At 45.1% G+C, this 23,055-nt stretch carries 20 protein-coding genes and 2 pseudogenes; 12 read left to right on the top strand and 10 right to left on the bottom strand.

Features of this window, described 5'->3' with window-relative positions:
• Positions 1–81: 81 nt before the first annotated feature.
• Positions 82–1,508 (bottom strand): annotated as a pseudogene (locus AB4558_RS15795) (PLP-dependent aminotransferase family protein).
• A gap of 124 nt (positions 1,509–1,632) precedes the next feature.
• On the opposite strand from AB4558_RS15795, the gene AB4558_RS15790 reads away from it, so the two are divergent.
• Positions 1,633–2,532, top strand: a complete 900-nt coding sequence (locus AB4558_RS15790) for a DMT family transporter (RefSeq protein ID WP_371725250.1) — start codon at positions 1,633–1,635, stop codon at positions 2,530–2,532.
• A 104-nt stretch (positions 2,533–2,636) separates the two neighbouring features.
• Here AB4558_RS15790 and AB4558_RS15785 read toward each other — a convergent pair whose 3' ends face one another.
• Positions 2,637–3,062 (bottom strand): DUF3010 family protein, encoded by a 426-nt coding sequence (locus tag AB4558_RS15785; protein ID WP_017061669.1) that lies wholly within the window; start codon positions 3,060–3,062, stop codon positions 2,637–2,639.
• Between the two features lie 259 nt (positions 3,063–3,321).
• Between AB4558_RS15785 and AB4558_RS15780 the strand changes: the two genes are divergently transcribed.
• On the top strand, positions 3,322–4,959 hold the full coding sequence (locus AB4558_RS15780; RefSeq protein ID WP_372158920.1) for a methyl-accepting chemotaxis protein: 1,638 nt from the start codon (positions 3,322–3,324) through the stop codon (positions 4,957–4,959).
• Positions 4,960–5,112: 153 nt separating this feature from the next.
• Here the strand turns inward: AB4558_RS15780 and AB4558_RS15775 are convergent, their stop codons facing one another.
• Positions 5,113–5,460, bottom strand: a complete 348-nt coding sequence (locus AB4558_RS15775; protein WP_017064934.1) for a DUF3316 domain-containing protein — start codon at positions 5,458–5,460, stop codon at positions 5,113–5,115.
• Between the two features lie 209 nt (positions 5,461–5,669).
• On the opposite strand from AB4558_RS15775, the gene AB4558_RS15770 reads away from it, so the two are divergent.
• Positions 5,670–6,539, top strand: coding sequence for a LysR family transcriptional regulator (locus AB4558_RS15770; protein WP_017064933.1), 870 nt, complete (start codon positions 5,670–5,672; stop codon positions 6,537–6,539).
• Between the two features lie 114 nt (positions 6,540–6,653).
• Here AB4558_RS15770 and AB4558_RS15765 read toward each other — a convergent pair whose 3' ends face one another.
• On the bottom strand, positions 6,654–8,315 hold the full coding sequence (locus AB4558_RS15765) for a methyl-accepting chemotaxis protein (protein ID WP_372074956.1): 1,662 nt from the start codon (positions 8,313–8,315) through the stop codon (positions 6,654–6,656).
• Positions 8,316–8,590: 275 nt separating this feature from the next.
• Between AB4558_RS15765 and AB4558_RS15760 the strand changes: the two genes are divergently transcribed.
• From AB4558_RS15760 to dgcA, 5 genes are all read left to right on the top strand, one after another.
• The gene (locus tag AB4558_RS15760; RefSeq protein WP_017061674.1) at positions 8,591–9,103 is read left to right on the top strand and encodes an RNA methyltransferase; all 513 of its coding nucleotides are present in this window, start codon (positions 8,591–8,593) and stop codon (positions 9,101–9,103) included.
• Between the two features lie 110 nt (positions 9,104–9,213).
• Complete coding sequence (locus AB4558_RS15755) at positions 9,214–10,050, top strand: SGNH/GDSL hydrolase family protein (RefSeq protein WP_017069800.1); 837 nt, start codon at positions 9,214–9,216, stop codon at positions 10,048–10,050.
• A 95-nt stretch (positions 10,051–10,145) separates the two neighbouring features.
• Positions 10,146–11,051, top strand: a complete 906-nt coding sequence (locus tag AB4558_RS15750; RefSeq protein WP_102320893.1) for a LysR family transcriptional regulator — start codon at positions 10,146–10,148, stop codon at positions 11,049–11,051.
• Between the two features lie 91 nt (positions 11,052–11,142).
• On the top strand, positions 11,143–12,150 hold the full coding sequence (dgcN, locus tag AB4558_RS15745) for an N-acetyltransferase DgcN (RefSeq protein WP_017061677.1): 1,008 nt from the start codon (positions 11,143–11,145) through the stop codon (positions 12,148–12,150).
• Between the two features lie 57 nt (positions 12,151–12,207).
• The gene (gene dgcA, locus AB4558_RS15740; RefSeq protein WP_017066889.1) at positions 12,208–13,194 is read left to right on the top strand and encodes an N-acetyl-D-Glu racemase DgcA; all 987 of its coding nucleotides are present in this window, start codon (positions 12,208–12,210) and stop codon (positions 13,192–13,194) included.
• A 94-nt stretch (positions 13,195–13,288) separates the two neighbouring features.
• Here the strand turns inward: dgcA and AB4558_RS15735 are convergent, their stop codons facing one another.
• The 4 genes from AB4558_RS15735 to AB4558_RS15720 all read right to left on the bottom strand — a co-directional run bounded on the left by AB4558_RS15735 (position 13,289) and on the right by AB4558_RS15720 (position 15,503).
• Positions 13,289–14,077 carry an HAD-IIB family hydrolase gene (locus AB4558_RS15735; RefSeq protein ID WP_102393449.1) on the bottom strand — a complete coding sequence of 263 codons (789 nt, stop codon included), beginning with the start codon at positions 14,075–14,077 and terminating at the stop codon, positions 13,289–13,291.
• Between the two features lie 78 nt (positions 14,078–14,155).
• On the bottom strand, positions 14,156–14,311 hold the full coding sequence (locus tag AB4558_RS15730; protein ID WP_017061679.1) for a DUF3012 domain-containing protein: 156 nt from the start codon (positions 14,309–14,311) through the stop codon (positions 14,156–14,158).
• A gap of 240 nt (positions 14,312–14,551) precedes the next feature.
• A complete protein-coding gene (gene hpf / locus AB4558_RS15725) occupies positions 14,552–14,908 on the bottom strand; it encodes a ribosome hibernation-promoting factor, HPF/YfiA family (RefSeq protein WP_017061680.1) in 357 nt (118 codons plus the stop codon).
• A gap of 337 nt (positions 14,909–15,245) precedes the next feature.
• Positions 15,246–15,503, bottom strand: coding sequence for a hypothetical protein (locus tag AB4558_RS15720; protein WP_229648214.1), 258 nt, complete (start codon positions 15,501–15,503; stop codon positions 15,246–15,248).
• A gap of 57 nt (positions 15,504–15,560) precedes the next feature.
• Here AB4558_RS15720 and AB4558_RS15715 point away from each other — a divergent pair.
• Positions 15,561–15,788 (top strand): annotated as a pseudogene (locus AB4558_RS15715) (hypothetical protein); the annotation flags it as partial.
• A gap of 411 nt (positions 15,789–16,199) precedes the next feature.
• Positions 16,200–17,630 (top strand): YfcC family protein, encoded by a 1,431-nt coding sequence (locus AB4558_RS15710; protein WP_372126902.1) that lies wholly within the window; start codon positions 16,200–16,202, stop codon positions 17,628–17,630.
• 121 nt (positions 17,631–17,751) lie between these two features.
• Here AB4558_RS15710 and glgC read toward each other — a convergent pair whose 3' ends face one another.
• Entirely contained in the window at positions 17,752–18,972 is a 1,221-nt protein-coding gene (glgC, locus tag AB4558_RS15705; protein ID WP_017064925.1) for a glucose-1-phosphate adenylyltransferase, read from the bottom strand.
• 400 nt (positions 18,973–19,372) lie between these two features.
• Between glgC and ompW the strand changes: the two genes are divergently transcribed.
• Both ompW and AB4558_RS15695 read left to right on the top strand, forming a co-directional pair.
• Entirely contained in the window at positions 19,373–20,020 is a 648-nt protein-coding gene (gene ompW / locus AB4558_RS15700; RefSeq protein WP_372158919.1) for an outer membrane protein OmpW, read from the top strand.
• A 202-nt stretch (positions 20,021–20,222) separates the two neighbouring features.
• Positions 20,223–22,034: a choice-of-anchor I family protein gene (locus AB4558_RS15695; protein ID WP_372158918.1), complete on the top strand. Its 1,812-nt coding sequence runs from the start codon at positions 20,223–20,225 to the stop codon at positions 22,032–22,034.
• Positions 22,035–22,140: 106 nt separating this feature from the next.
• On the opposite strand, the gene AB4558_RS15690 is transcribed toward AB4558_RS15695, so the two are convergent.
• Complete coding sequence (locus AB4558_RS15690; protein ID WP_004733012.1) at positions 22,141–22,860, bottom strand: SDR family oxidoreductase; 720 nt, start codon at positions 22,858–22,860, stop codon at positions 22,141–22,143.
• Between the last annotated feature and the right edge of the window lie 195 nt (positions 22,861–23,055).

Here is a 23,055-nt window from a genome sequence, read left to right as displayed (position 1 = left end):
CCAAATCAAAACCTGATAATGATGAAAGCCCCGCTCAGTTGAGTAGGGCTTTGTTGTTTGGGCTATGTGGGCCTAATCTGGTTAAGGTGTATGTTTAGCGATTATCTTCGCTAATGTCACAACCCCTTCTTTCCACTCTTTGCTCTCTTCAATGTTGGCGACAGTGAAGCGCAAGCAGTGTTTATATTGGTCATTGGTGCCAAATACTGTACCGGGTAAATCCCTAATTTGTGCTTTAAACAATCTTGGTAGACGGCATAACTATCGACCGACTCTGGCAACGTTATCCAGTTTAAAAAAGAGCCTTCCGGTTTTGATAGGTGGTATTGCCCGACAAGGTGAGGGTAGCTATCTAGTGCTTGTATTAACAGGCTTTGGAATTGCTTTTGATTGGTTTGGTAGAGCCGCTTCATTTTGGATAAGTGGCTGCGATATTTACCGGTAGTGAGAAATTGACCCACAGCGGATTGCATCAGGTTTGAGCTGCCCATGTTGTCGCATAAAAGGTACTTTTCGACCAAAGGTTGGTAGCGCCCCGACAGTAACCAACCGATTCGTAAACGTGAGTCTAAGGTTTTAGACAAGGAGTTGACGTAGATGACTCTATCTTGATCATCAAGCTCTTTGAGACTAGCGATTGGTGTATCGAATGCCAAGCTACCGAACACATCGTCTTCGATAATTGGCAAAGATCCCGTGATCTCCAGTAATGCTTTTCGATTCGCCAATGGCATTCTTGAGCCCGTTGGATTAGTAAAGTTTGGTGTTAGCAGCAGCGTCTTCACTTTCCATTTGTCCAACGCACTCTGTAGTGATGGGATATCAATGCCATGGCTAACACTGCTTGGGATTTCTAAAGCTTGCAAGCCAAGTGATTCGAGCAACAATAAATTACCGAAGTAACAGGGCGACTCGACTGCCACGATGTCACCGGGCTTGGTGAGCGCACGTAATGCCAAACTGATCGCCTGTTGAGCACCATGAGTAATCGCAATCTCTTTCGATCCCGCAGGTACGCCTAGATCATGGGTGATCTTTAACAATTGCTTTACTAATTGCTCATCGCCGGGAGGTAATTGGTAATAACCGGGCAATTGAGTTTGTAATCGACTGTGGCGGCCAATCTCGGCATACAAGCTACGAATCGCAGGGTTGTTTATGTTCGGGTGCGCGGAGCCTGCCAACAGTTTTAGACGACCTTTTGGACGAGACAGTACCGATTTGGTAACAGACAACAGATCGACTTTTTGAGGTTGGCTTGGTGCATCCCAGCTAGTGGTGTTTGGTGTTTTCACGCGATAGCCAGATTTAGGTACCGAGTAAACCCAGCCTGTCGCTTCCAGTTCTTGGTAGGCACGAATTACGGTATTTTTGCTTACGCCAAGCTGTTCGCTTAACTGGCGGATCGAAGGAAGACGATCATCTGGGTGAAAGAGCCCTTTATCAATTTGAGCCTTAATATGTTGTTCGGTAGCAAGATATTTATTGCCGCTGAGTTCTGCTTCCACGTTTTTCTCCCTCGTTGCTCCCTTTTAATCTGTAACCATTTAAAGTGTTATATCTGTGTCTTTATTAGTTATCTGTACCCAACTAAGGTAACAGCATTGATGAAGAGTTGACCAGAGGTTTGTAATGCTGATTAAAATGATTCCGTTTGTGTTTGTAATATTGTGGTCGTCAGGCTTTGTTGGCGCACGTCTTGGTGTTGAATATGCCGAACCCGCAACGTTACTCTCACTGAGGATGGTGGCCAACGTAGCGCTGTTCTTGGTTTTGATTGCAATCCTTAAGCGTCGTATTCCTCGTGGTCGAGCATTCTTCCACGCAAGTGTGGTTGGCATCTTGATTCATGGTTTCTACCTTGGTGGCACCTATCTGGCGATTGATATAGGTATGCCCGCCGGGTTGAGTTCTCTACTTGTTGGCTTACAACCGATTCTTACCGCATTGATTATGATCAGCTGTACTTCGCAGCGTTTTAATTTTGCACAGTGGTTGGGGTTAGCGCTTGGTTTTGCGGGTATTAGTTTGGTGTTGATGGGCAATATTGAATGGCAGTCAGACGACCAAAAAGGCTTGGCAACGTTATTGTGTTTGGTTTCTTTGGTGGGTATTACCTGCGGCACTTTGTATCAGAAGCGCTTCTGTCAGGGGACAGATATGGTCGGCGGTGCGATGGTGCAATATTTGGCTTCTGCCGCGTTGTTTCTGCCGTTCGCAATGCGTTACGAAACTATGCAAGTAAACTGGACGATAGAATTCACGTTGACTCTAATTTGGCTGGTGGTCGTTCTGTCTTGTGTTGCCATCCTATTGTTGCTTTACATGGTAGAGCACGGTGCATCTTCAAGTGTGGCTTCGGTCTTTTACTTGGTGCCACCGACGACAGCAATCCAAGCGTGGCTTATTTTCGGTGAATCATTCGATATCTATGGTGCAATGGGCTTTGCGTTGTCGGCAGCTGCAGTTTATTTGGTGGTGAGGAAGCCAGAATGGATTAAGGCTCGCAGTCGAACAGTGTTAGAGCGGTAGTTTGTATACCAAAACTCATCCTACTAAAAATCGATGACTAGAAACAAAAAAGAGCCTGAATATTCAGGCTCTTTCTATATAAAATATTGGCTAGCGACTTTTGATTAGCGTTTCATCAAACAAGCGTAAGCCGTTGTAAACGGTGCTTCTTGGTATTGCTTAAGGCCGGTCTCTTTGAACTTCATCATAAGAGGGTTGCGCTTAAGGCTTTCTTTGATTTCAGCTGGAGACACAACGGTTACATCTAGGCCGTCGATTAGCTGAATTGCTGCTTCAAGTTTGAAGCCGAAACCACCGCCAGCAAATTTGCCTTTAGTCTGACGTTGGCGAATTACAACTTTTTCTACTTGGTAATCTTCCATTAACTTTGCAAAAGAGAATTGAAAGTCTTTCATATTCTGTGTGTCGTTTGCGTCGCTAATCGCAACCTTAGAAACTCGGCAATCAGGAATGTTAAATACGCCGTCTGACAGAGAAAGAAGACAGATGACTGCATCGTTACCTTTGATTTCAACACCACAAATTTTCATGTTCTTACCTACTTATTTTAGAGCCCTACATTATGGTGTTATTTCTAACACTTCTCCAGTATTTGCGCGTATCAGCAGCAAATAAGTCTAAATCAGAGAGTATTTTAGTCGCCGAAAGTTAACCTTTGATTGAAAAAACATCACACGAATTTACGGTATCGTTTTCTATGATATGAAGCTCACAAAAGCTTAGCGGGATTTTATATGTGTGCTGTATATTGCGCGCGCATCCCTATTTGAAGTGTGGTTATTAATCCCAATGAATATCAATAATCTTTCGATTAAGAGTAAAATCGCGATCCCGCTGTTGGTGATTGTGATTGTTTTTTCTACCGTTACTGTGCTTAATGTCATTAGATCTAATGCTCAGGCTGCGATTAATAACGAGCTCAATAATGTGGTTCAGCCAGTGCTAGATAACCTAGAAGATGGCTACCGAGATATCTACCAAATTATCGCTTCGGCACAAGGTCTGTTGCTTGCGAAAGACCAAGCGGCGGTCGAGTACCAAAAGTTTGAATTTAAAGACAACGCTTACAAAGCGGTTCCTCGTTTTCAAAGTGTCGAAACCTTGTATCAAGCGGGCGTGTTGGACCCATCTTCACGTGGCGAGTTAGCAAAGCTTGTTAACGCGATGAGCAAGTGGGTGGCACTGCACGAGCCAATGTTCGCTGATCCAGCAAACGCAGACCAATACAATATTGATTACTCGCCAGCGCTTGACGCAGAGTTTGCGATCATTCGTACTCAACTGCGCGATATCCGAACTCTGATCGAATTGAAACAGAAAGAGCTTCGCCAGCAAGCCGATGACTCTATTGAATCGAGTAAGTTGATCATTGAAGTGGGTATGGCCGTTGCTGTTTTCGCTGCACTTTTCGCTATGTGGTTATCCAATCGGTTTATCGTTCAGCCAATCCAGTACGTAGAGAAAGCGATGAATGAAATCGCATCGGGTGACGGTAACTTGTCTCAACGTATGAAGGTCGAAGGTAATGATGAGATCGCTCGTTTAAGTTCTGCTTTCAACCAGTTTGTTGGCAAGATCCATGTCACCGTCGAACAAGTTATTTTTACATCGAATGCGGTACGCGCTGAGATGGAAAACATTAAATCGTTAACGCAAAGTGTTGCTGAATTCTCGTCGAATCAACAGCGAGAAAGTGAAGTGGTCGCGGCTGCAGTTCATGAAATGCAAGCAACCAGTGAAGTGGTGAGTGGTAACGCATTAGATGCGGCAACCGCAAGTAACGTTGCAAACCATGAAGTGGAATCGGCTGATACTACGCTTGGCTTAACTGTTACTTCGATTGAACGCCTTGCACAAGATATCGAGAACGCGGGTGGTGTGGTTCAAGAACTGGACACAGATGTGAAGAACATCGCCTCAATCCTTGGCGTGATCAAAGGTATTGCAGAACAAACCAACCTGCTTGCATTGAATGCGGCAATTGAAGCGGCACGAGCGGGTGAACAAGGTCGTGGCTTTGCAGTTGTGGCTGATGAAGTTCGTGCGCTTGCGAGCAAAACTCAAGACAGTACAGGCGAAATCCAATCAATGATTGAACGCTTAGAAGTGGGGGCTAAACATGCGGTTGGCGTGATGACTGAAAGCAAAGTGAGTGGCGAGAAAACCATTGTTCAAGCAGGAACTGCAGCGTCTTCATTGAGTGAGATTCGAAACTCAATTGGCAAGATGAATGACATGAACACACAAATTGCTACGGCGGCTTCGCAACAGTCTCAAGTGTCTGAAGACGTGAATAAGAATGTTCAACGCATCGCTGAAAGCACCATGCAAATGGTTGAGATGGCAAGCAGCGCAGAAAATGCATGTATGGCATTGGCTGAACAGTGTGAAGCGCTAGATAGCCTTGTGTCTCAGTTTGAAGTGTAATTTTCAAAATTAGACAGACGCATATGAGCCGATAATGGTTGCTCGTTTGAATTCCATTAATCAGCGCTGAACGAAAAAAAGCCCGTACTCTATGAGTGCGGACTTTCTTTTTGACTAGATGATCAGTTTTTAGACCTGATCAATCACTCAGTGTTAGCTGCTAAGACCGTCTTTGTATGTGTAACGGTAGTCCACTTTTACGTTCGCTTGGTAGTGGATGTCGCCGTTCATGTTAGTGATCTTTTTCACTTCCATATTTGCATCATCAATCTTGAACGAATCGTATTTGGTTGTCTGTTGGAACTGTGGCAGTTCTCTTGAAAGCTCAAAAGGTGTTTTTGCGCGTAACTCATCCATAAGGTTGGTGCCTGCATCGTATGCTTCGACTTCACTAGCATATGTGTCAGATTTTAGCGTTGTTTCTTGAATTGTTGTTTTAGTTGCTGCAAACGCAGTGGTGCTGAGTACAAGAGTTGATGCAAGTATGATTAACTTCTTCAAAGGGATACCTTACTTTGTTGTACCAGTGTTTTAGAGATTCTCACCCTAGCAATAGGGGATGAGGTTAATGTTAGGACAAAAATATGGTTCTGTAAGGGAATGACTATAGGTGCCGAAGATTAATGCACAGCGCATATCAAGCAAGGTGACACTGATATCTAACTTCAATACACTGTATGGGTAACCAAAGTTCAGCATAAGGTAAAGGCATGGCCAATTGGGAAGGGGTAAGTGAGTTTGTTGCAGTGGCAGAGCGTGAAAGCTTTACTGGTGCGGCGCAGAAGCTCGCTACGTCGGTGGCTCAAATCAGTCGTAGAGTAGCAAACCTCGAAGAACGACTCGCAGTGAAACTGCTCAATCGAACGACGCGTAAGGTGTCTCTTACAGAGGCTGGGCAACTCTATTACCAACAATGTAAGTTGTTGGTCGAAGGTTTAGAAATTGCTGAGCTTGCGGTCACGCAGATGCAATCCACACCCAAAGGCTTACTGAAAGTCACCGCGCCTGTGACTTATGGTGAGCGCCAACTCGCCCCAATACTGCATCAATTCTTAAAGCTTCACCCGCAAGTAGAGCTTGAGCTGATGCTGACCAATCAAAAGCTCGATCTTATCGATTCGGGTGTTGATGTTGCGATTCGTCTTGGCCGCTTGGAAGACTCAAGCCTTGTGGCAAAGAGGCTGTCTCAACGCCAACTTTATGTATGTGCAAGCCCTGAATATATTGAACGTTATGGCGAGCCGCATACATTATCAGAATTAAATAATCACCAATGTTTAGTCGGTGGATTTGAACATTGGCGTTTCAAAGAAAATAGACGCCCTCGCTCAGTTCGTGTTAACGGACGCATTAAGTGCAACAGTGGTTTAGCCTTGTTAGACGCAGCTAAGCAGAGCATTGGCTTGGTGCAGTTGCCGGAATACTATGTGAGTGAAGACCTTGATTCTGGTGAGTTGGTTGAGGTGCTGTCCGATTATCGAGATGACAAAGAAGGGATCTGGGCGCTTTATCCTCAGAACCGCAACTTATCTTCAAAGGTTCGCCTGCTGGTGGACTTCCTTTCTGAGCAATTGGATTAGTGTATGGCTTAAAACCTCCACCGATAAAAACGGGCTTCAGAATAGAGATTCTGAAGCCCGACGTGTTTTAGGATTAATTATCGTTTGATTACGGCTTACTAGACCGAAAATGTATTAGACGGTGAAGCGATCCACCAAGTGATACAGCTCATTTGCACGACTGTTGAGGTTTTGGCTACCTGTACGGTTTTGATTCGCGAGTTCTGCCGATTGTGAGCTTTGGTCAGAAATCACCACGATGCGTTGAGATATTTCTTGGCCGACAATATTCTGCTGTTCAGTCGCTGTCGCAATAAGCGAGTTCATGTCCATGATGGTATCAATCGACGCTTGGATCTTCGCCAGTGCTTCGGCTGCGGCATTCGCTTCTTCCACGGTTTGCGCACTTCGGTTTTGACTTGAATCCATCGCTTTCACAGCAGCATCTGAGGCAGCTTTAAGTTGCTCAATCATCTTATGAATGTCGCCAGTGCTCTCTTGAGTACGGCTTGCTAGCTTACGTACCTCATCGGCTACTACAGCAAACCCACGCCCTTGTTCGCCCGCCCGCGCAGCTTCAATCGCGGCATTCAACGCAAGTAGGTTAGTTTGCTCGGCAATGTCTTGGATGACCGCCAATGAAGAGGAGATGTTTTGTACATCGCCTTCTAAACGAGACACCACGGTGTTCGCTTCTGATACTTCGCTCGCTAGGCCTGCCACCGAGTCTGCAGCTGCGTTTACGATCTGTTGCGCTTCTTTTGCATTGCCCTCTGCAAGCTTGGCGGAATCCGCCGCTTGGCTAGCGTTGCTCGAGATCTCTTGCGCCGTTGTGGTCATCTCAGTCATCGCTGTTGCAACTTGTTCTGTCTCTTCACGTTGCCCTGTAGCAATCTCGTCGACCTGCGCAGCACGAGAAGACATGTTAGATGTCTCGGCTACGACTTGCTGACCGACATCACTTACGCTGCGAATGATGGTTTGCAGGCTTGCCACAAAGGCATTGAAGTTCTCGCTGAGTTTTGTGAACTCGGGCGCTTTGAAGGTTTCCATTCGAGCGGTTAAGTCAGCTTCGCCACTCGCGAATGCGCTGATTGAACGATCAAACTGCTCGAGTGGTTGCATGATGGTACGGTTGACGGCAACGGCAAACACAGCAACTACTAGGGCAATCAAACCACAGAATATAGCGATCGCCGTCAATGAGCTTTGTAACGCGACATTCGAGCTCTCTTTCATCTCTGCGATGACCGCATCGATGTCGTCAGTATAGAAACCTGTGCCTAGCATCAAGTCCCACTGGGGAACGAATATCGAGTAGCTCAGTTTCGGTAGAGCTTCTGATTGACCAAGTTTTGGAAAGTAGTAGGTGGTGAACTCACCAAGCTTTGAGTTCTTGATCAAGTCACGAATCAGGTAGTTGCCTTTTTTGTCTTGCAGGTCGTAGTAGTTTTTACCAATGCCATCGTTATTTTGCCCAACAACTACTCGAACGCCTTTAGAGTCGTAGCCAAAGATGTAGCCAGACTCGCCATATTCGAGAGTTCTTAATGTCGGTAAGGCTTCTTCTAATGTTGCACCTCTTTCCAAGAACGGGCTAATAGAAGATTGAGCCATTTGCAGATACGCTTTAAGTTCCTTTTCTTTCATCGCCATCATATTGCTACGCGTCGATTCTACTTGTTGTGCGGTTAGCTCGGTGCTCTTCATATACGTCACGCTCATCATCCCAATTGCCATCAGTAGCAGTGGAATAAAAGAGAGAATATAAAGGCGGTTTTTGATGGTTAGGGTCATGTCACGCTTCCTGTGTGATTGTCTCATGCAATTTTCAACACATTATTAATGTGGTTTCAAAATGTAAATGGGCTTGTTGTTTAATTGTTATCCTAGAGTGTTTTTGTTTTATAAATATGATGACGGTTAGGTTTTTGGGGTGAGAAGCCTTGCAACTAGAGGCTTAAGCGAGAAAAAGTGAGTTTGTATCGATGCTTTTGAATTCGACGCTGCTTTGTTAGAATGCGACGCTTTGTAGCACCCTGCTATGTCTATTCGTTAAGTGAGAAAGATTCATGAACAAAAGCCATGTGACTATTGGTTTAACTAACCCAAAGAGCCCGACAAACGTTGGTGCTGTTATGCGTGCGGCTGGTTGTTACCAAGTCGACGAAGTTAAATACACAGGGCAACGCTACGAAAAAGCCGCAAAATTCCACACCGATACTAAGAGTGCTGCGCGTACTATCCCGTTGACTGGTGTTGAGTCGTTTTTAGACAATCTTGATCCAGAAACGAAGATCGTTTGCGTAGAACTCGCAGAAGGTGCAACACCACTACCGCGTTTTAAACACCCAGAAAATGCCATTTATATCTTTGGCCCTGAAGACGGCTCTATTTCTCAAGATGTCGCCGACAGAGCCGATCATGTTGTGTACGTACCAACGGTTGGCTGCATGAACTTGGCTGCAACAGTTAACGTGCTGCTTTATGATCGCCTTGCTAAGTCAGATGAAATGGATGAGAGCAACGAGCTGATTAAGAAAAGCCGCGATAACCGTAATCACCTGCTGATCAAAGAAAAGTAACTATTTACTTCTAGTAAAAGTAACGATCTGCTTCTAGTGTTATCTATCCCGTACGCAATCGGATATTATCTTGAGTTCATCATCAGATAATTGAAGGGTTAGATAACACCATGGAAGACAAGCAATTACTTGCCGCGCTACAGCAACACTCTGTCCTCGATCTCTATCAGTTATTCCAAGAAGTTGGTCAAAACTGCTCTTTGTATGCATTACTAGAGAGGTTATCTTCCCTTAAAGAACATCATCAACTGAGTACTCGTCTTAGCCCTTTTAAGCCTCATATCGAAGGATTGCTAGCTCAATTTGATAGCGCCACTCCAGATAGCGAGATCCTCAAGGCAGTCGCTCTTCAGTCTGAGATTCAGCAACGAGGCCACAGTATGAGTCGTTACATCATGACATCAGATAATCACCGCCATTTTTCCCCAAGTGCAGACCTAGTCATGTTTGGTGATTCGATCACCGAATGGGCCCCGTGGGCGGATATCTTTCGCGATGTTTCGATGGTCAACCGTGGCTTAGCGGGTGACACCACAACTGGCATGTTGCGCCGTATTGATACCACGTTGAATGTGAAGCCAAAGCTGGTGTGTTTTATGGCAGGGATAAACGATTTAGCTCAGGGTTATGATGTCGACCATATCTACCAGAACTACATTGATATGCTTAAGGTGTGGCAAGAAAATGAGATTCGCATATTGGTGCAATCAACGCTTTATGTTGGCTCTAAACTGCAAGGTTTAAATCCGTCGGTTGAACTGCTCAATAGCAAGCTAAGCGAGTACTGTACACAGCAAGGCATTGCGTTCTTAGATGTGAATTCAGTATTGTCGCCTAATAAGCTGTTGTCGAACAAGTACTCGTGTGATGATCTGCATTTGAATGCGAAGGCTTATCAAACTTGGGCTGAGATACTTCAACCTACGATAGCTGAGCTACTAAAATAGACTCACGCAAAACGCTAGCTAGACCGATAAACAGCTTAGCTAATACAAGAAAAGCCAACCCCTAGATTTGTTTCGCGAACCATAAGGACATCAATGTGAACCTAAGACAATTGGAAGTCTTTTACGCCATTATGCAGACCGGAACCGTATCTGGAGCCGCGCGCAGCTTGCATGTGTCGCAACCAAACGTGACCCGTATTTTGGCGCACACGGAGCAACAACTTGGGTTTGGCTTATTCGAACGAGTTAAAGGGCGGTTGGTGCCAACGGTTGAGGCAAAAACCTTACTGCCAGAAGCGGAAAAGGTGTATCAGCAATTGGGGCAATTTCGATCTCTGACCAACAAAGTGAAGCAAGGCCATCAGCATTTACGCATTGGTGCGCCGCCGATTTTAGCGACTAAATTACTGACTCCGGTAATCGCCCAAATGTCTCGCGAGCAAAATGGCAGTAAGCAAGATCTCTCTTTTGAGTTGCTGACTGCAAACCGTGATGAGCTGTGTGCTGGGTTATTAAAGCATGAGCTTGATATTGCTATCGCGTTTGGCGATGAAGCACCGCCTGCGATATTAAGTGAAACGCTATTAACCGAATCACTAAAGGTTTTGGTTCCTTCCAATACGGTTGATCATTTCCCCGCGGAATTAACGTTAGATGATCTGATCAATTATCCGCTGCCAATCATCGGGCTCGATAGCCGCGATCCATTAGGCCTCCTGTTACATCAACGCCTTATTGCACGTGAGCAGCATTATCACCACCCGATATCTGTACGTGGGTATAGCGCCGCTGCGGAACTGGTCAAGCACCAAGCGGGGTTTGCGATTGTTGATCCGTGGACGGCAGAGCAATATCAAAATGACGATGCGGTCTGTGTGTTGCCGCTTCAACCAGACATCCAATTTTCGGTATCGATGCTTTGCGCAGAGCACACCCCTCAGTCGATTTCCGTTAAGCAATTTATCGCTTCATTGAAAATCCATACTCACCCTATAACTTAAGGTTATAGGCTCGCCATAAATAGGCATTCGGCAGCTTCGAAGTTCTTAATTAAAGTAAACCCATACAAGGGCTTATTAATTAGGAATACTCATGTCGATCGCTCAACCTTACCTTCTTTTTCTTGGGGATGTTACTGACCCACTCGCTGCAAAAACAGCTCGCGGTATTCATCAATGGCGACCAGAAATCTGCCTAGGTCAACTGCGTTTAACGGGTGATACCGTTTCACTGGGCTTAACGGATATGACCCTGCAAGAGGCGCAAGCGCAGGGCGCGAAGACGCTAGTGATTGGTACCGCAAATCCGGGTGGTGTTATTCCTGATTCTTGGCAGTCAACCATTATGGCCGCTGCAGAAATGGGATATGAGATTGCATCTGGCATGCACCAACGATTGAGTGAATTTTCACCGCTTGCTGACATGCAGCAACAAGGATTGACTAAGCTTCATGATGTGCGCCATTTTGACGGTGTTCTTAATGTTGGTAACGGTAAGCTTCGTCAAGGTAAGCGCCTGCTTACTGTCGGAACTGATTGCTCAGTAGGCAAAATGTTCTCGGCATTAGCGATTGAAAAGTCGCTTAAACAAGCGGGAACATCCGCTCAGTTTAAAGCGACAGGGCAGACAGGTATTTTGATTGAAGGCAGCGGTATTTCGATTGATGCGGTGGTTGCGGATTTTATTTCTGGCGCAGTTGAAGCGATTAGCCCTGATTTTACCGACCACGATTGGGACATCATTGAAGGGCAAGGCTCTTTGTTCAACCCTTCGTTTGCAGGCGTGAGTTTGGGTCTTTTACATGGCGCACAAGCTGATGCCTTAGTGCTGTGTCATGAAGTTGGGCGACCACATATTCGTAACCTTCCTCATGCTAAATTACCAAGCATAGAACAGACGATTGAAGCCAACTTGCAAGCGGCGCGACTGACTAATCCAGACGCGAAGCTGGTGGGTATCTGCTTGAACACGTCGGCGATTAGCATTGAAGAGGCTGAGACATTGTGCCAAGAATGGACCACACTCTATCAAGTGCCAGTGACGGACCCAGTGCGCTTTGGTGTACAACACATTACTGATCATTTGCGACATTCACTTTAACGACTTCATCATTTCTACGTTTCCATTTGTTAAAGTGAACATCAACCGAGTGAAATTATGAAGATTACAGCTGAACCCATTATTATCGCGATGCAAACGCCTTTTCGCATCTCTCGTGGCAGTCGAACTGAGTGTCACGTTGTTCGTGTTTACATTGAACATGGTGGCAAACGAGCTCAGGGCGAATGCACGCCTTACCCACGATACGGCGAGTCATCGGAGTCTGTGTTAGCGCAAATCCAACAAGCGTCTAGCGCACTTGAAGCTATGTTTGAACGAGGCGTTACTGATCCGGCAGAGCTAAGAGATCATCTTCAGTCTTTATTGACCGGAGGGGCAGCGCGCAATGCGGTCGATTGTGCGCTTTGGGATTTTGAAGCTCAGCAGAACGACCAGACGTTTCCGAATAGCTTGTTTGAGTTGCCTGCTCAAATCGTGACTGCAATGACAGTCTCGATTGGCACGCCAGAAGCCATGGCGACTCAGGCTCGAGACTATGTCGCGAATGGTGCGAAACTTCTGAAAGTGAAGCTTGACGGCGAGCAGGTGGTAGAGCGTGTTCGCGCGGTACGAGAAGCTGCGGCAGATGTTCAAATTGTATTGGATGCGAATGAAGCGTGGACAGGATTGAATCTCGAAGAGTTGTTCAATCAACTGGTAGAATTTGATATTGCGATGATCGAGCAGCCGTTACCCCAACAGCACGATGCCTCATTGGCGCACATCAAGCACCCGATACCACTGTGTGCTGATGAAAGCTGTCATACCACTTCGCAACTTTCATCTTTGTTAGGCAAATATGAAATGGTCAACATCAAGCTCGATAAAACAGGTGGTTTGACCGAAGCATTGGTACTTGCTGAAGAAGCTCAAAGGCTAGGATTTACGCTGATGTCGGGTTGTATGCTCGGTACATCGCTGGCGATGCGTGCAGCTCTGCCTATCGCCGTTCAATCTGAAATCGTCGACCTCGATGGCCCAGTCTTACTTGGTCAAGATGTAGCACCATCACTGACTTATCGAGATGGGATGATTATTCTCTAAGTTCGTTGAGCCCGTTTAATCGATGGACATGACATGAATGAAATCGTATGAGTGAAAACTTGTGCGATTTTTGCTTCAAAGTCTGAGCGATTATCTAAATTACTTCACTTTTAAGCCTCAGCAGCGCATCCACAAATTCTGCAAACCCATAGCCACCAGGCTGCGACATGACCCTGCTTGGATGGTGCTCTAGCTTATCCCAATAATGTTGAATGTTTGCCACGCCAACGGTAAGTGGAAGTGATTCGAACATCTGCTGATCATTCATTGAATCGCCGACATAGCAGGCTTGATTGTGGATTTGCTCAAGCGATAAGCCTTTATTAGCCAGGAAACGGTGCACGGCGTTTTTCTTTGAGTGTTCGCCGTACCAAGCGTTGATATGAATCGAACTTGCCGTCGCGTGTGCGCCTAAAGCGTGTATTCTTTCGAGTACCGCTTGAACAGTTTCAGGATCAACAGGCTTACGGTTTTGGCCGATATCAATCGCGACCTCACACAAGCGGTAAGATTGATCCAAAGTTAGCGATAGGTCGGGGTAACTCAACAAGATCGCTTCAACTTCTTGTTTTAGCTTAGCTTGGTTCTTACGCACTTGTTCTAGCGGTGTTTCAGATGAGAGTTGTAATGCATCATCTTGCTTCTCTAGTAAGAAGGCGCCGTTTTCTCCAAGCACGGCATCGACAGGCCAGAGCTGCGCAATATGGTCACACCAACCAGCACAGGCTCCCGTTACAGCGACCACTTTGATTCCATTGTCTCTCAGCTTTTGTAACACAATCAGGGTTTCTGGAGGGAGTGAACCTTGCCAAGTGAGCGTGTCATCCACGTCGGTTAATACCCATTCGATGTGCTTCCAGTTGTTGTCTAGTTGGTGTTCCATTAAAACTCACTTATTCCATGGATTGTTTTACACAGAGCGTATTAATTCAGCCCAATGTAGAATTAGAAGCTAACGTGATTAGAAAATACAGTGTTTAGCAAAATCGCCCGCTTCATTAGCCGTCCAGTCACCTTTAGGCTTTTCTTTCATATCCGCACACCAAGCTTCACTGCCAACCTCGGTACAAGCCATTAATTGAGTAGCAAGGAAAAGTATCAACGCGATTTTCTTCATAATAAACATTCCGTTGTGGTCTAAATTTCTGCTTATAACTGTATCAAATACCACAAGTGATTGTTATAGCTGCTAAGAACTTAAGGGCGTTAATAATGATGTGGGGTTGAGCTGAATTCGAGGGACGGTAAAGAAGCGAAGGTTTGCTTGGCTTTAAGATCGAAAAAGCCAGCAATGTATGCTGGCTTTGAAATTCTTAATAAGTTTCTATTCGTTATTTCGCTTTAACTACTTATCGATTTATACCAATTTCATCTCTTGGATGATGTCCGAAGCAATCTCTGGCTTCGTGCTTGTTGGTTTCTCGTGTAGGTCGGCTTTCAATTGTCCCTTACGGTTACTTAGGCCCGCTTCAAGTTTCTTAAGTGCTGCAGCGATAGCTGGGTACATAACATCGTCTGTCGATTTTGCTGTTACTCGTACACCTTCGTAGTTGGTGAATACTTCAACCTGATGTTGACCGTGTTCTTTAGTAATGATGATGTCGCAACTGATCAGTGATGGGAAATGGTTAGATATCTTCTCGAATTTACCTTCGATGTCTTTGCGTGACTCGTCGTTAATTGATACATGATGTGTTTGAACATTTATTTTCATAAATCATACCTTTCCAATGACTGTGTCATTTAAACGTAGCAAACATCGCATAGATTAACCAACTGAGAATTAGCACATGTGTGATTGACTTCAGTGTTATCAAATATTCTCTTGTTACTCCCTTGAAAGTCCGATGAACTGAACGCATATTATGTTTCGTGTTTTAAAGACATGTTCAAAAAAACTCCATCCTTGATAATTTGCGCTAACCTACAGCGAATTCCCAGTGAATCTCTCTTTATCGGTTTTATAATTCCGAAGTTGTCACTCCATTGATTTTCTTTCCAGCTCACTCACTTTTTCTTCTTTGATTAAAAACTCAGCTTAAGTTACTAATTTATAGACACTCAACTGCCCACTCCATATTGAAGTGAAACTCTCCTGCTGTGAGTTGAGACTCGGGTATGGTAATGCGTGCTCGAATATCGACTTCTTTATTGGATGCCAGTTGATCGACAGGAAATTCGACGCCCTGACGCCAATAATTAATGTCACCTTCATAGCGAACCGGCGTTTCGACTTTGAATCGCACAAGTTCTGAAATGCGAGACTCATCAATTGAGCCTAGATCAATATGTTGCAGTTTGAGCAACAATCGAGAATCTTTGCGATTGGACTCAAGCTTAAGCGTTATCGCTCGGCCATCGTATTCTCGGCCACTGAATTTAAGCCGTTTAAGCGTATTAAAACCATCAAAGCCATTAAGATTGATGCAGAAATGCTGGAGCTGTTAGGCAGTGAAGATGGCAACACGGCGATGATCAAAGTGAGCTGGGATGAGAAGGGAATGAAGGTCTATAAGGATGGCTACTTAGCGGATTATGAGTACGGGATTGCCCCTCATGAGATGCAAGAAAACTACGAATTAGCACCTAAGTAACTCGATTCGATTGCAGAAAAGCGCCTTACTTATTAGTGGGCGCTTTTCTTTTGCTCACCAAAGCATGACGAAACTCACACTTTTCTGACAATTAATGACTCGTTATGCTAGTATGCGCCGCTTGTCTTTGTAATTGATAAAAAACGCATTACCCAAACAGTCTTTTTCTGTTTATCTGCTTGTAATGACCTCATTCAGTTTGGCCTGGCTTGGCCGAACATCTGCATTTTGCTCGGACGCAAAGAGAGTAGTTCTCACTACTTCACTATGTACATTTGAGAGCACCATCTATCAAAGGCCTTTTAGAAACAGCCTAGTTAGCGTGAACTATGTTCTGCGTGAAGGGTTTCGTTTTTCCAAAATCCCCCTGGCGCCAAGTATTGCTTGGTTGCTGACAAGTAAGGAGTCTATATGATGTCTACGGTATCTACATCCGTACCTACATCTCCAGCTGGTAATACAGCTTCGACAGAGAAAGAAGTAAACCATCCATTTCTTTCTTTGGTTATCATGGTGATCGTTGCTGCAATCGCAACTTACTTCATCCCTGCTGGTGAATTCGAGCGAGTGGTCATGAATGGCCGCACGGTTATCGACCCAGACAGCTACACACAATTGACGAGCAACCCAACAACATTAGCCTCTTTTTTCGAATCATTTTTTAAAGGCTTCAAATCCGCTTCTGGCGTGATGGGCGTTGTGGTATTTGTGGGTGGTGCTTTTGGCATTATCAAACACATGGGCTTGTTAGACGCATCCGTTGTTGCACTAACCACTAAGCTAAAGAAGCAAGGCTTGTACGTAATTGCGCCTGTGATCATGACGGCGATTTTCTTCAACGTCACCTTCACCGGTATGCGTGAACTTGATGTCATCTTTATCTCTTTGATGATCCCGATCTGTATCAAGCTTGGCTATGACGCGATTACGGCACTTGGCGTTGTTTTACTGGCAAGTTGTGCCGGTTTCGCAGCCGCTTTGGCTAACCCATTCTTTACGGGTATCGCACACACTATCGCTGAACTGCCTATGTATTCAGGCATGTGGTATCGCTTTATTGTTGGCATGTTCATGTTGCTAACAGGTGCTTGGTATGTACTTAACTACGCGCGCAAAGTTAAGCAAGACCCGACCAAAGGTTTGTTGCACGGTACGGGTTACCACTACGAATCTAACGTTGAAGCGAAAACACTGACCACACGTGAAAAGCTTGCGGGCATCGCGTTCTTGGGCGTGTTCGCATACATGATCTTCGGCACGTTGACGATGGGTTTCGGCTTCACCGAGATTGCGGGTGCATTCGTGGCGATGGCGATTATTCCGGGTTTGGTGGCGGGCTTATCTCCGAACAAGATTTGTGAGTACTGGACCAAAGGTGTTAGCGATGTATTGGTTGCGGTACTGATCATCTTCTTTGCTCGTTCAGTGCTAACCATTATGGAAGACGCGAAGATTGTTGATTCTATTATCTTCTATCTTGCACAAATCATTTCTGGTAGCTCTAAACTTGTGGCAGCAGCAGGGATCTACTTCTCGCAGGCTGCGATCAACCTGTTCATTCCGTCGGGCAGTGGCCAAGCGGTGATTACCATGCCAATCATTATTCCATTGGCAGATATTGGTGAAGTGACTCGCCAAGTGGCTGCACTGGCTTCTCAATTGGGTGATGGTATTTCTAACTATATTTACCCAACCAATGGTGGCTTGTTAGCGGTATTGGCTATTGCAAAAGTGCCTTACACCAAGTGGGTTCGTTTCTTCTTACCACTGTTCTTGTTCTGGTCGGTAGGCGCTTTGATTTCAGTTGTGATTGCTCAAATGATTGAGCTAGGGCCTTTCTAAGGTTTCTGTTTAATCGAATACATGGACAGTTAAGGCTTAACTGAAGCTGTGTGAGTAAATAAGAAGGCAGCGAATTCGCTGCCTTTTTTCGTTTAAAGAAAAGCTATTCCAACGTTAAAGGTTACTCTTCAAATTGGTAAGAAGAGGGCACCACAATCACGCCTTGTTTTGATATGTGGAAGCGTTTCGCATCGGCAAGGCCATCAAGACCGATCTGGGTTCCGTCAGGCACCTTAACGTTCTTGTCGATGATGCAGTTTTGTATGTGGCAATTTTTTCCAATCTCAACATCTTCAAACAGAATACTATCAATCACAATCGCGGCATTGCTGACTTTCACTTTCGGGAAGAAGATTGAGTTTTGCGCCGAGCCGCCTTCAATTACAACGCCATTCGCTATCATCGAGTTGATGAATATTCCTTGATTACCTTCAACTGAAGCAATGGTTCGTGCGGGTGGCAGCTGCGGTTCGTAAGTACGAATCGCCCAATCAGGTTGATATAAATCGATAGGCGAAGCTGGCTTTAACAGGTCCATATTCGATTGGTAATAAGAGTCGATAGTACCAACATCTCTCCAGTACGCATCTTGGGTCACTCGGCCTTCTTCATCCCCAAACTTGTATGCGTAAACACTGTTGTTGCCGACCAACTTAGGAATAATGTCTTTACCAAAATCGTGGCTTGAGTTCGGATCTTCGGCGTCCGCCAGTAGCGCTTGTGTTAGCACTTCTTTATCAAAGACGTAAATGCCCATTGAAGCCATGCTTCGAGTCGGCCTGCCAGGTACACAGGCAGGGTAACGCGGCTTCTCGGTAAAGTTATTGATCTCTAGAGATTCATCTATCTCCATCACACCAAACTCTTTGGCTTCGTCAATCGAAACCTCCATGCACGCCACGGTTAGGTCGGCCTCGTTCTTTTTGTGCTGCTTGAGCATTGGCGCGTAATCCATGCGATAGATATGGTCACCGGATAACACCACCACATGCTTGGCTTCACTGCGAGAAAGCAGATACAAGTTTTGATAAATTGCATCGGCAGTACCGCTGTACCAGCTATCACCGGTTCGCATTTGTGGGGGAACATTGGTGATGTATTCGCCGAGCTCGGGGTTAAGCACCGACCAACCATCTCTCAAATGTTTTTGCAAAGAGTGAGACTTGTACTGAGTCAGCACTAAAATTTGGCGTAGCCCAGAGTGTAAGCAGTTCGCGAGAGTGAAATCGATGATTCGATATTTGCCACCAAAGGGTACCGCAGGTTTTGCACGGTTATCAGTGAGAGGGGAAAGCCGAGAGCCAACACCGCCGGCCAGAACGATTGTTAGAGTGTCTTGCATGATCAGAACCTCAATGTATTTATGATTATGAACATAGACTTGCAAGCACTAAGCCAAATGTAACTCATTGAATATTATACGCGGCAAGATTGATTCTTGTAGAGCTGCACCAAAATGATGCGTGCGAGATATTGGCTTGCTCTATTTTGATCCAAAGAGAGCTGAGCAAAGTGAAGGGATTGGATTAACAAAATGACGCACGGAAAAGTTGCATTACAAAACTGTCAATAAAATGAAGAGATAAAGTGATCGGGTCGATATAAATTTACATAAATAATCACAACTTTTCACAAATTGATTTCCATCAATAAAGTAGGGTTATTGTATGTTACCTTGCACGCAAAATAAGAAATGATTACTCATTCACCAACAAAGATTAAGCCCCCAAAAGGAAATTATAATGAAAAAAACAGTATGTGGTATTGCGGTTATTGCGGCTCTTATGTCAACCAACGTTCTTGCTCATAAAGAAGGTGATTTCATCATCCGTGCAGGTGCAGCAATGGTATCTCCTAACGATAGCAGTGGAGATGTTCTGGAGACATCGGGGTCAAAATTTGGTGTGGATTCAAACACCCAACTTGGTTTGACATTTGGCTATATGTTTACAGATAACATCAGTCTTGAAATTCTTGCAGCAACGCCATTCTCTCATACAATCTCTACAAATCATGGTGGTCTAGGCGATATCGCTGACACAAAACACCTACCACCTACGCTGATGGTGCAGTACTACTTCGGTGAAGCAAACAGCAAATTCCGTCCTTACGTAGGCGCGGGTATCAACTACACCGTATTTTTCGATGAAGAACTTAATGGTACGGGCAAAGATGCTGGTTTGAGCGACTTGTCTCTTGATGACTCTTGGGGCTTGGCAGCAAACATTGGTATGGACTACATGATCAATGAAGATTGGTTTTTGAACGCATCGGTTTGGTATGCAGATATCGGCACTACAGCAAAATATAAGTTTAATGGTCAACAGTTCTCGACAGACGTTGATATCGACCCATGGGTATTCATGATTGGTGGTGGTTACAACTTCTAATCTCCCTATACAGTTTACTAAAGGCGCTCAAGCATCAGCCAGCTTGGGCGCTTTTTTTTGCTTACTTGTTAATAGGTTGTTCGCATTAACTCTCTGTTGCTATGGGTAAAAGTTATTTATTGTCGTCATTTATTGTTAATAAAAGGGAAAGATAAGTGTCATAACAGCCCTCTATGATCGCGATTCAAATTATGGAGGATATATGAATCGTAAATTTAATAAGCTGACATTATTACTGCCTATCGCGGTTAGTTCTGCTCTAGTAGGCTGTTCTCAACCAACATCACCAACGACTGCTACGCCATCTCAAACGTCACTTGATGCTTTTAGCCTTCAATGCCAATCCATCGAGCAACCAAGCGCTTCCAATGCTGAGGTAACTGGAATCAGCCTAGTTGGTCGTTCAATTGCCGACGCCCCGTTTGATACTTCTGCAGCCGAAATCGTCAGCTACGATTCATGTACCGACAAGCTTTATGTTGTGAACGCTCAAGGTCAGAAAGTTGATGTGTTATCAATGAACTCAGCTAGCGAACCAACATCTTCGGGTTCTATTGTTCTTCAATCAGCGGCTGCGGCTTCGGGTATTAATATCGGTGCTGCGAACAGTGTATCGACTCATACAGGATTAGTTGCGGTCGCGATTGAGAATGCCGACAAACAACAAAACGGCATCATTGCACTTTATCGTTCAGACACGTTAGATCTGATCACTACTTATACGGCTGGTGCATTACCGGACATGGTGAGCTTCTCGAAAGATGGTCGCTATATTGCCTCTGCAAATGAAGGTGAGCCGAATGCGGATTACAGCATTGATCCTGAAGGTTCAGTAACGCTGGTGGATTTAACCAATGGCCCTTTGCAAGCGAAGGTCACTCAGATTGACTTCAAGGCATTTAATCAAGGTCAGCCTCGTCACAAAGAACTCACCGACAAGGTTCGAATTTCAGCGCCGAATGCGACCGTTGCTCAAGACTTAGAGCCTGAATACCTAACGTTTGCTGACAACGGCAAACTCTACGTTGCCCTGCAAGAGAACAACGCACTAGCAGCGATTGATGTCGCAACGGCAGAGGTGGATGCGATTCTTGGTTTAGGCGGCAAACCTTGGGATAGCGCGCAATTGGATGCGTCGAATAAAGACAAAAATATCGGCAACCTACAAAACTACGCGATGTTAGAAGGACTTTACATGCCAGACAGCATCACTAGCTACAGTGTCGATGGCAATACCTACATCGTGACGGCGAACGAAGGTGACGGCCGCGAGTATGGCATCAAGACAACGCAAAAAGAGTGTGACGATAAAGGCTTTGAGTGGGATGGTGACGACTACCAAGGCACTGAAAACTACACAACAGAAAAAGACTTTTGTATCGCTTATGTCGATGAAGTGCGCGGTAAGAAGTTAGATGTTGACGCTAACCACCCATTGGCTGGTGCATTGAAAGACAACAAACAACTGGCTCGTCTTAAGGTGATTAAGCCACAAGGAACACTTGCTGCTGACCAAAAGGTTCAAGCATTCGGTAGCCGTTCTTTCTCTATCTGGGATGAGTCTGGCGAGTTAGTGTTTGATAGCGGCGATGATTTTGCTCGAATCGTTCTTGAACAAGATCCTGCAAACTTCAATAGCACCAATGATAACAACCAAAGTGGTGACGATCGCAGTGATGATAAAGGGGTAGAACCTGAAGCTATCGAAGTGGCTGAGATTAACGGTAAGCACTATGCCTTTATTGGTCTTGAGCGCCAAGGTGGCATCATGGTTTACGACGTAACACAGCCTGAAAACGCAAGTTTCATCAGTTACTTGAACAACCGAGACTTTACACAACCAGTGTGTACCAAAGTTGATGAAGACGGTGATTGCGACAACGATACTTACAACTCAAAAGCGGGTGACCTAGGCCCAGAGTCAATCAAGTATTTCACTCGTTCAGGTAACCACTTTATTGCGGTTGGGAACGAAGTAAGTGGTAGCACATCAGTTTATCGCGTTGAGTTTTAATCACGGTTACTGCTTGTAGCTAGACTTAATAAAAACAAAAGCGCCACTACTGAATAAGTAGTGGCGCTTTTTAGTTCATCGCTTGTTTAGTAGCGATAGCAAAGGCCTATGGTTGTTGCTTAGTTGGTGCTAGAGCAATCTCACGGATACATACGTTCTGTGGTTGTTGGTAAGCGAATGATACAGCGCGAGCAATGTCGTCAGCTGCCAATACGCCGCCCATGTCTTCTTTCCAAGAATCGTAACCGTCTTTGATCTCTTGAGATGTTGTGTGAGACAGAAGTTCAGTCTCTACAGCACCTGGTGCGATAGTCGTAACACGAACATTTGAAGCGGCCACTTCTTCACGAACGTTCTCAGAAATAGCGTGTACCGCGAATTTAGTACCACAGTAAGCCGCGTGGCTTGGGAATGTTTTCTTACCTGCGATAGAGCTGATGTTGATGATAGTACCTGTGTTGCGTTCCATCATCGGAGCAAGTACAGACTGCATGCCGTTTAGAAGACCAATCACGTTTACATCGAACATTGTCTTCCACTCTTGTGCGTCTTGAGTATCAATTTGACCAAGAAGCATTGCACCAGCATTGTTGATAAGTGCATCTACAGGGCCAAACTTCTCTTCACCTTGTGCGATTGCTGCATCAAAAGACGCTTTGTCTGTTACGTCTACTTTTACTGACAGTGAGTTTGGTAGGTTCAGCGCTTCAAGGCGGTCAACACGACGAGCTAAAAGTAGCAGAGGGTGACCTTCATCGCTTAGACGACGAGCGATTGCTTCACCAATACCAGAGCTTGCACCTGTAATTACGATTAGTTTTTTCATTTTATTTCCTCTGTACTTTTTTGCGTCGGTTGGCTACGACGTATTGTTTAAGTGCATTCGAATCAAGTGCTTGTTGCCTTGCTTCGTTGCGATGGAGGTATATTAAGGAAAATAGCATTGTTGATATATAGCGCTTTACTTGAAACACTGTTGCTGTGGTGCAACAATAAGTGCGTTCATTTTATTACTTCATGC

The organism is Vibrio sp. 10N.222.51.C5, from assembly GCF_041474575.1.
Lineage (GTDB): Bacteria > Pseudomonadota > Gammaproteobacteria > Enterobacterales > Vibrionaceae > Vibrio > Vibrio crassostreae_C.
This window is presented reverse-complemented; position numbering and strand designations above follow the sequence as displayed.

Bases quoted from the DNA above. Each gene is read 5' to 3' on its own strand.
- glgC (WP_017064925.1), bottom strand. From the start codon at position 18,972: ATGCAAGACACTCTAACAATCGTTCTGGCCGGCGGTGTTGGCTCTCGG.
- ompW (WP_372158919.1), top strand. From the start codon at position 19,373: ATGAAAAAAACAGTATGTGGTATTGCGGTTATTGCGGCTCTTATGTCA.
- AB4558_RS15755 (WP_017069800.1), top strand. From the start codon at position 9,214: ATGGAAGACAAGCAATTACTTGCCGCGCTACAGCAACACTCTGTCCTC.
- AB4558_RS15710 (WP_372126902.1), top strand. From the start codon at position 16,200: ATGATGTCTACGGTATCTACATCCGTACCTACATCTCCAGCTGGTAAT.
- AB4558_RS15735 (WP_102393449.1), bottom strand. From the start codon at position 14,077: ATGGAACACCAACTAGACAACAACTGGAAGCACATCGAATGGGTATTA.
- AB4558_RS15790 (WP_371725250.1), top strand. From the start codon at position 1,633: ATGCTGATTAAAATGATTCCGTTTGTGTTTGTAATATTGTGGTCGTCA.
- AB4558_RS15730 (WP_017061679.1), bottom strand. From the start codon at position 14,311: ATGAAGAAAATCGCGTTGATACTTTTCCTTGCTACTCAATTAATGGCT.
- AB4558_RS15770 (WP_017064933.1), top strand. From the start codon at position 5,670: ATGGCCAATTGGGAAGGGGTAAGTGAGTTTGTTGCAGTGGCAGAGCGT.
- AB4558_RS15765 (WP_372074956.1), bottom strand. From the start codon at position 8,315: ATGACCCTAACCATCAAAAACCGCCTTTATATTCTCTCTTTTATTCCA.
- hpf (WP_017061680.1), bottom strand. From the start codon at position 14,908: ATGAAAATAAATGTTCAAACACATCATGTATCAATTAACGACGAGTCA.
- AB4558_RS15785 (WP_017061669.1), bottom strand. From the start codon at position 3,062: ATGAAAATTTGTGGTGTTGAAATCAAAGGTAACGATGCAGTCATCTGT.
- AB4558_RS15780 (WP_372158920.1), top strand. From the start codon at position 3,322: ATGAATATCAATAATCTTTCGATTAAGAGTAAAATCGCGATCCCGCTG.
- AB4558_RS15690 (WP_004733012.1), bottom strand. From the start codon at position 22,860: ATGAAAAAACTAATCGTAATTACAGGTGCAAGCTCTGGTATTGGTGAA.
- AB4558_RS15695 (WP_372158918.1), top strand. From the start codon at position 20,223: ATGAATCGTAAATTTAATAAGCTGACATTATTACTGCCTATCGCGGTT.
- AB4558_RS15760 (WP_017061674.1), top strand. From the start codon at position 8,591: ATGAACAAAAGCCATGTGACTATTGGTTTAACTAACCCAAAGAGCCCG.
- dgcA (WP_017066889.1), top strand. From the start codon at position 12,208: ATGAAGATTACAGCTGAACCCATTATTATCGCGATGCAAACGCCTTTT.
- dgcN (WP_017061677.1), top strand. From the start codon at position 11,143: ATGTCGATCGCTCAACCTTACCTTCTTTTTCTTGGGGATGTTACTGAC.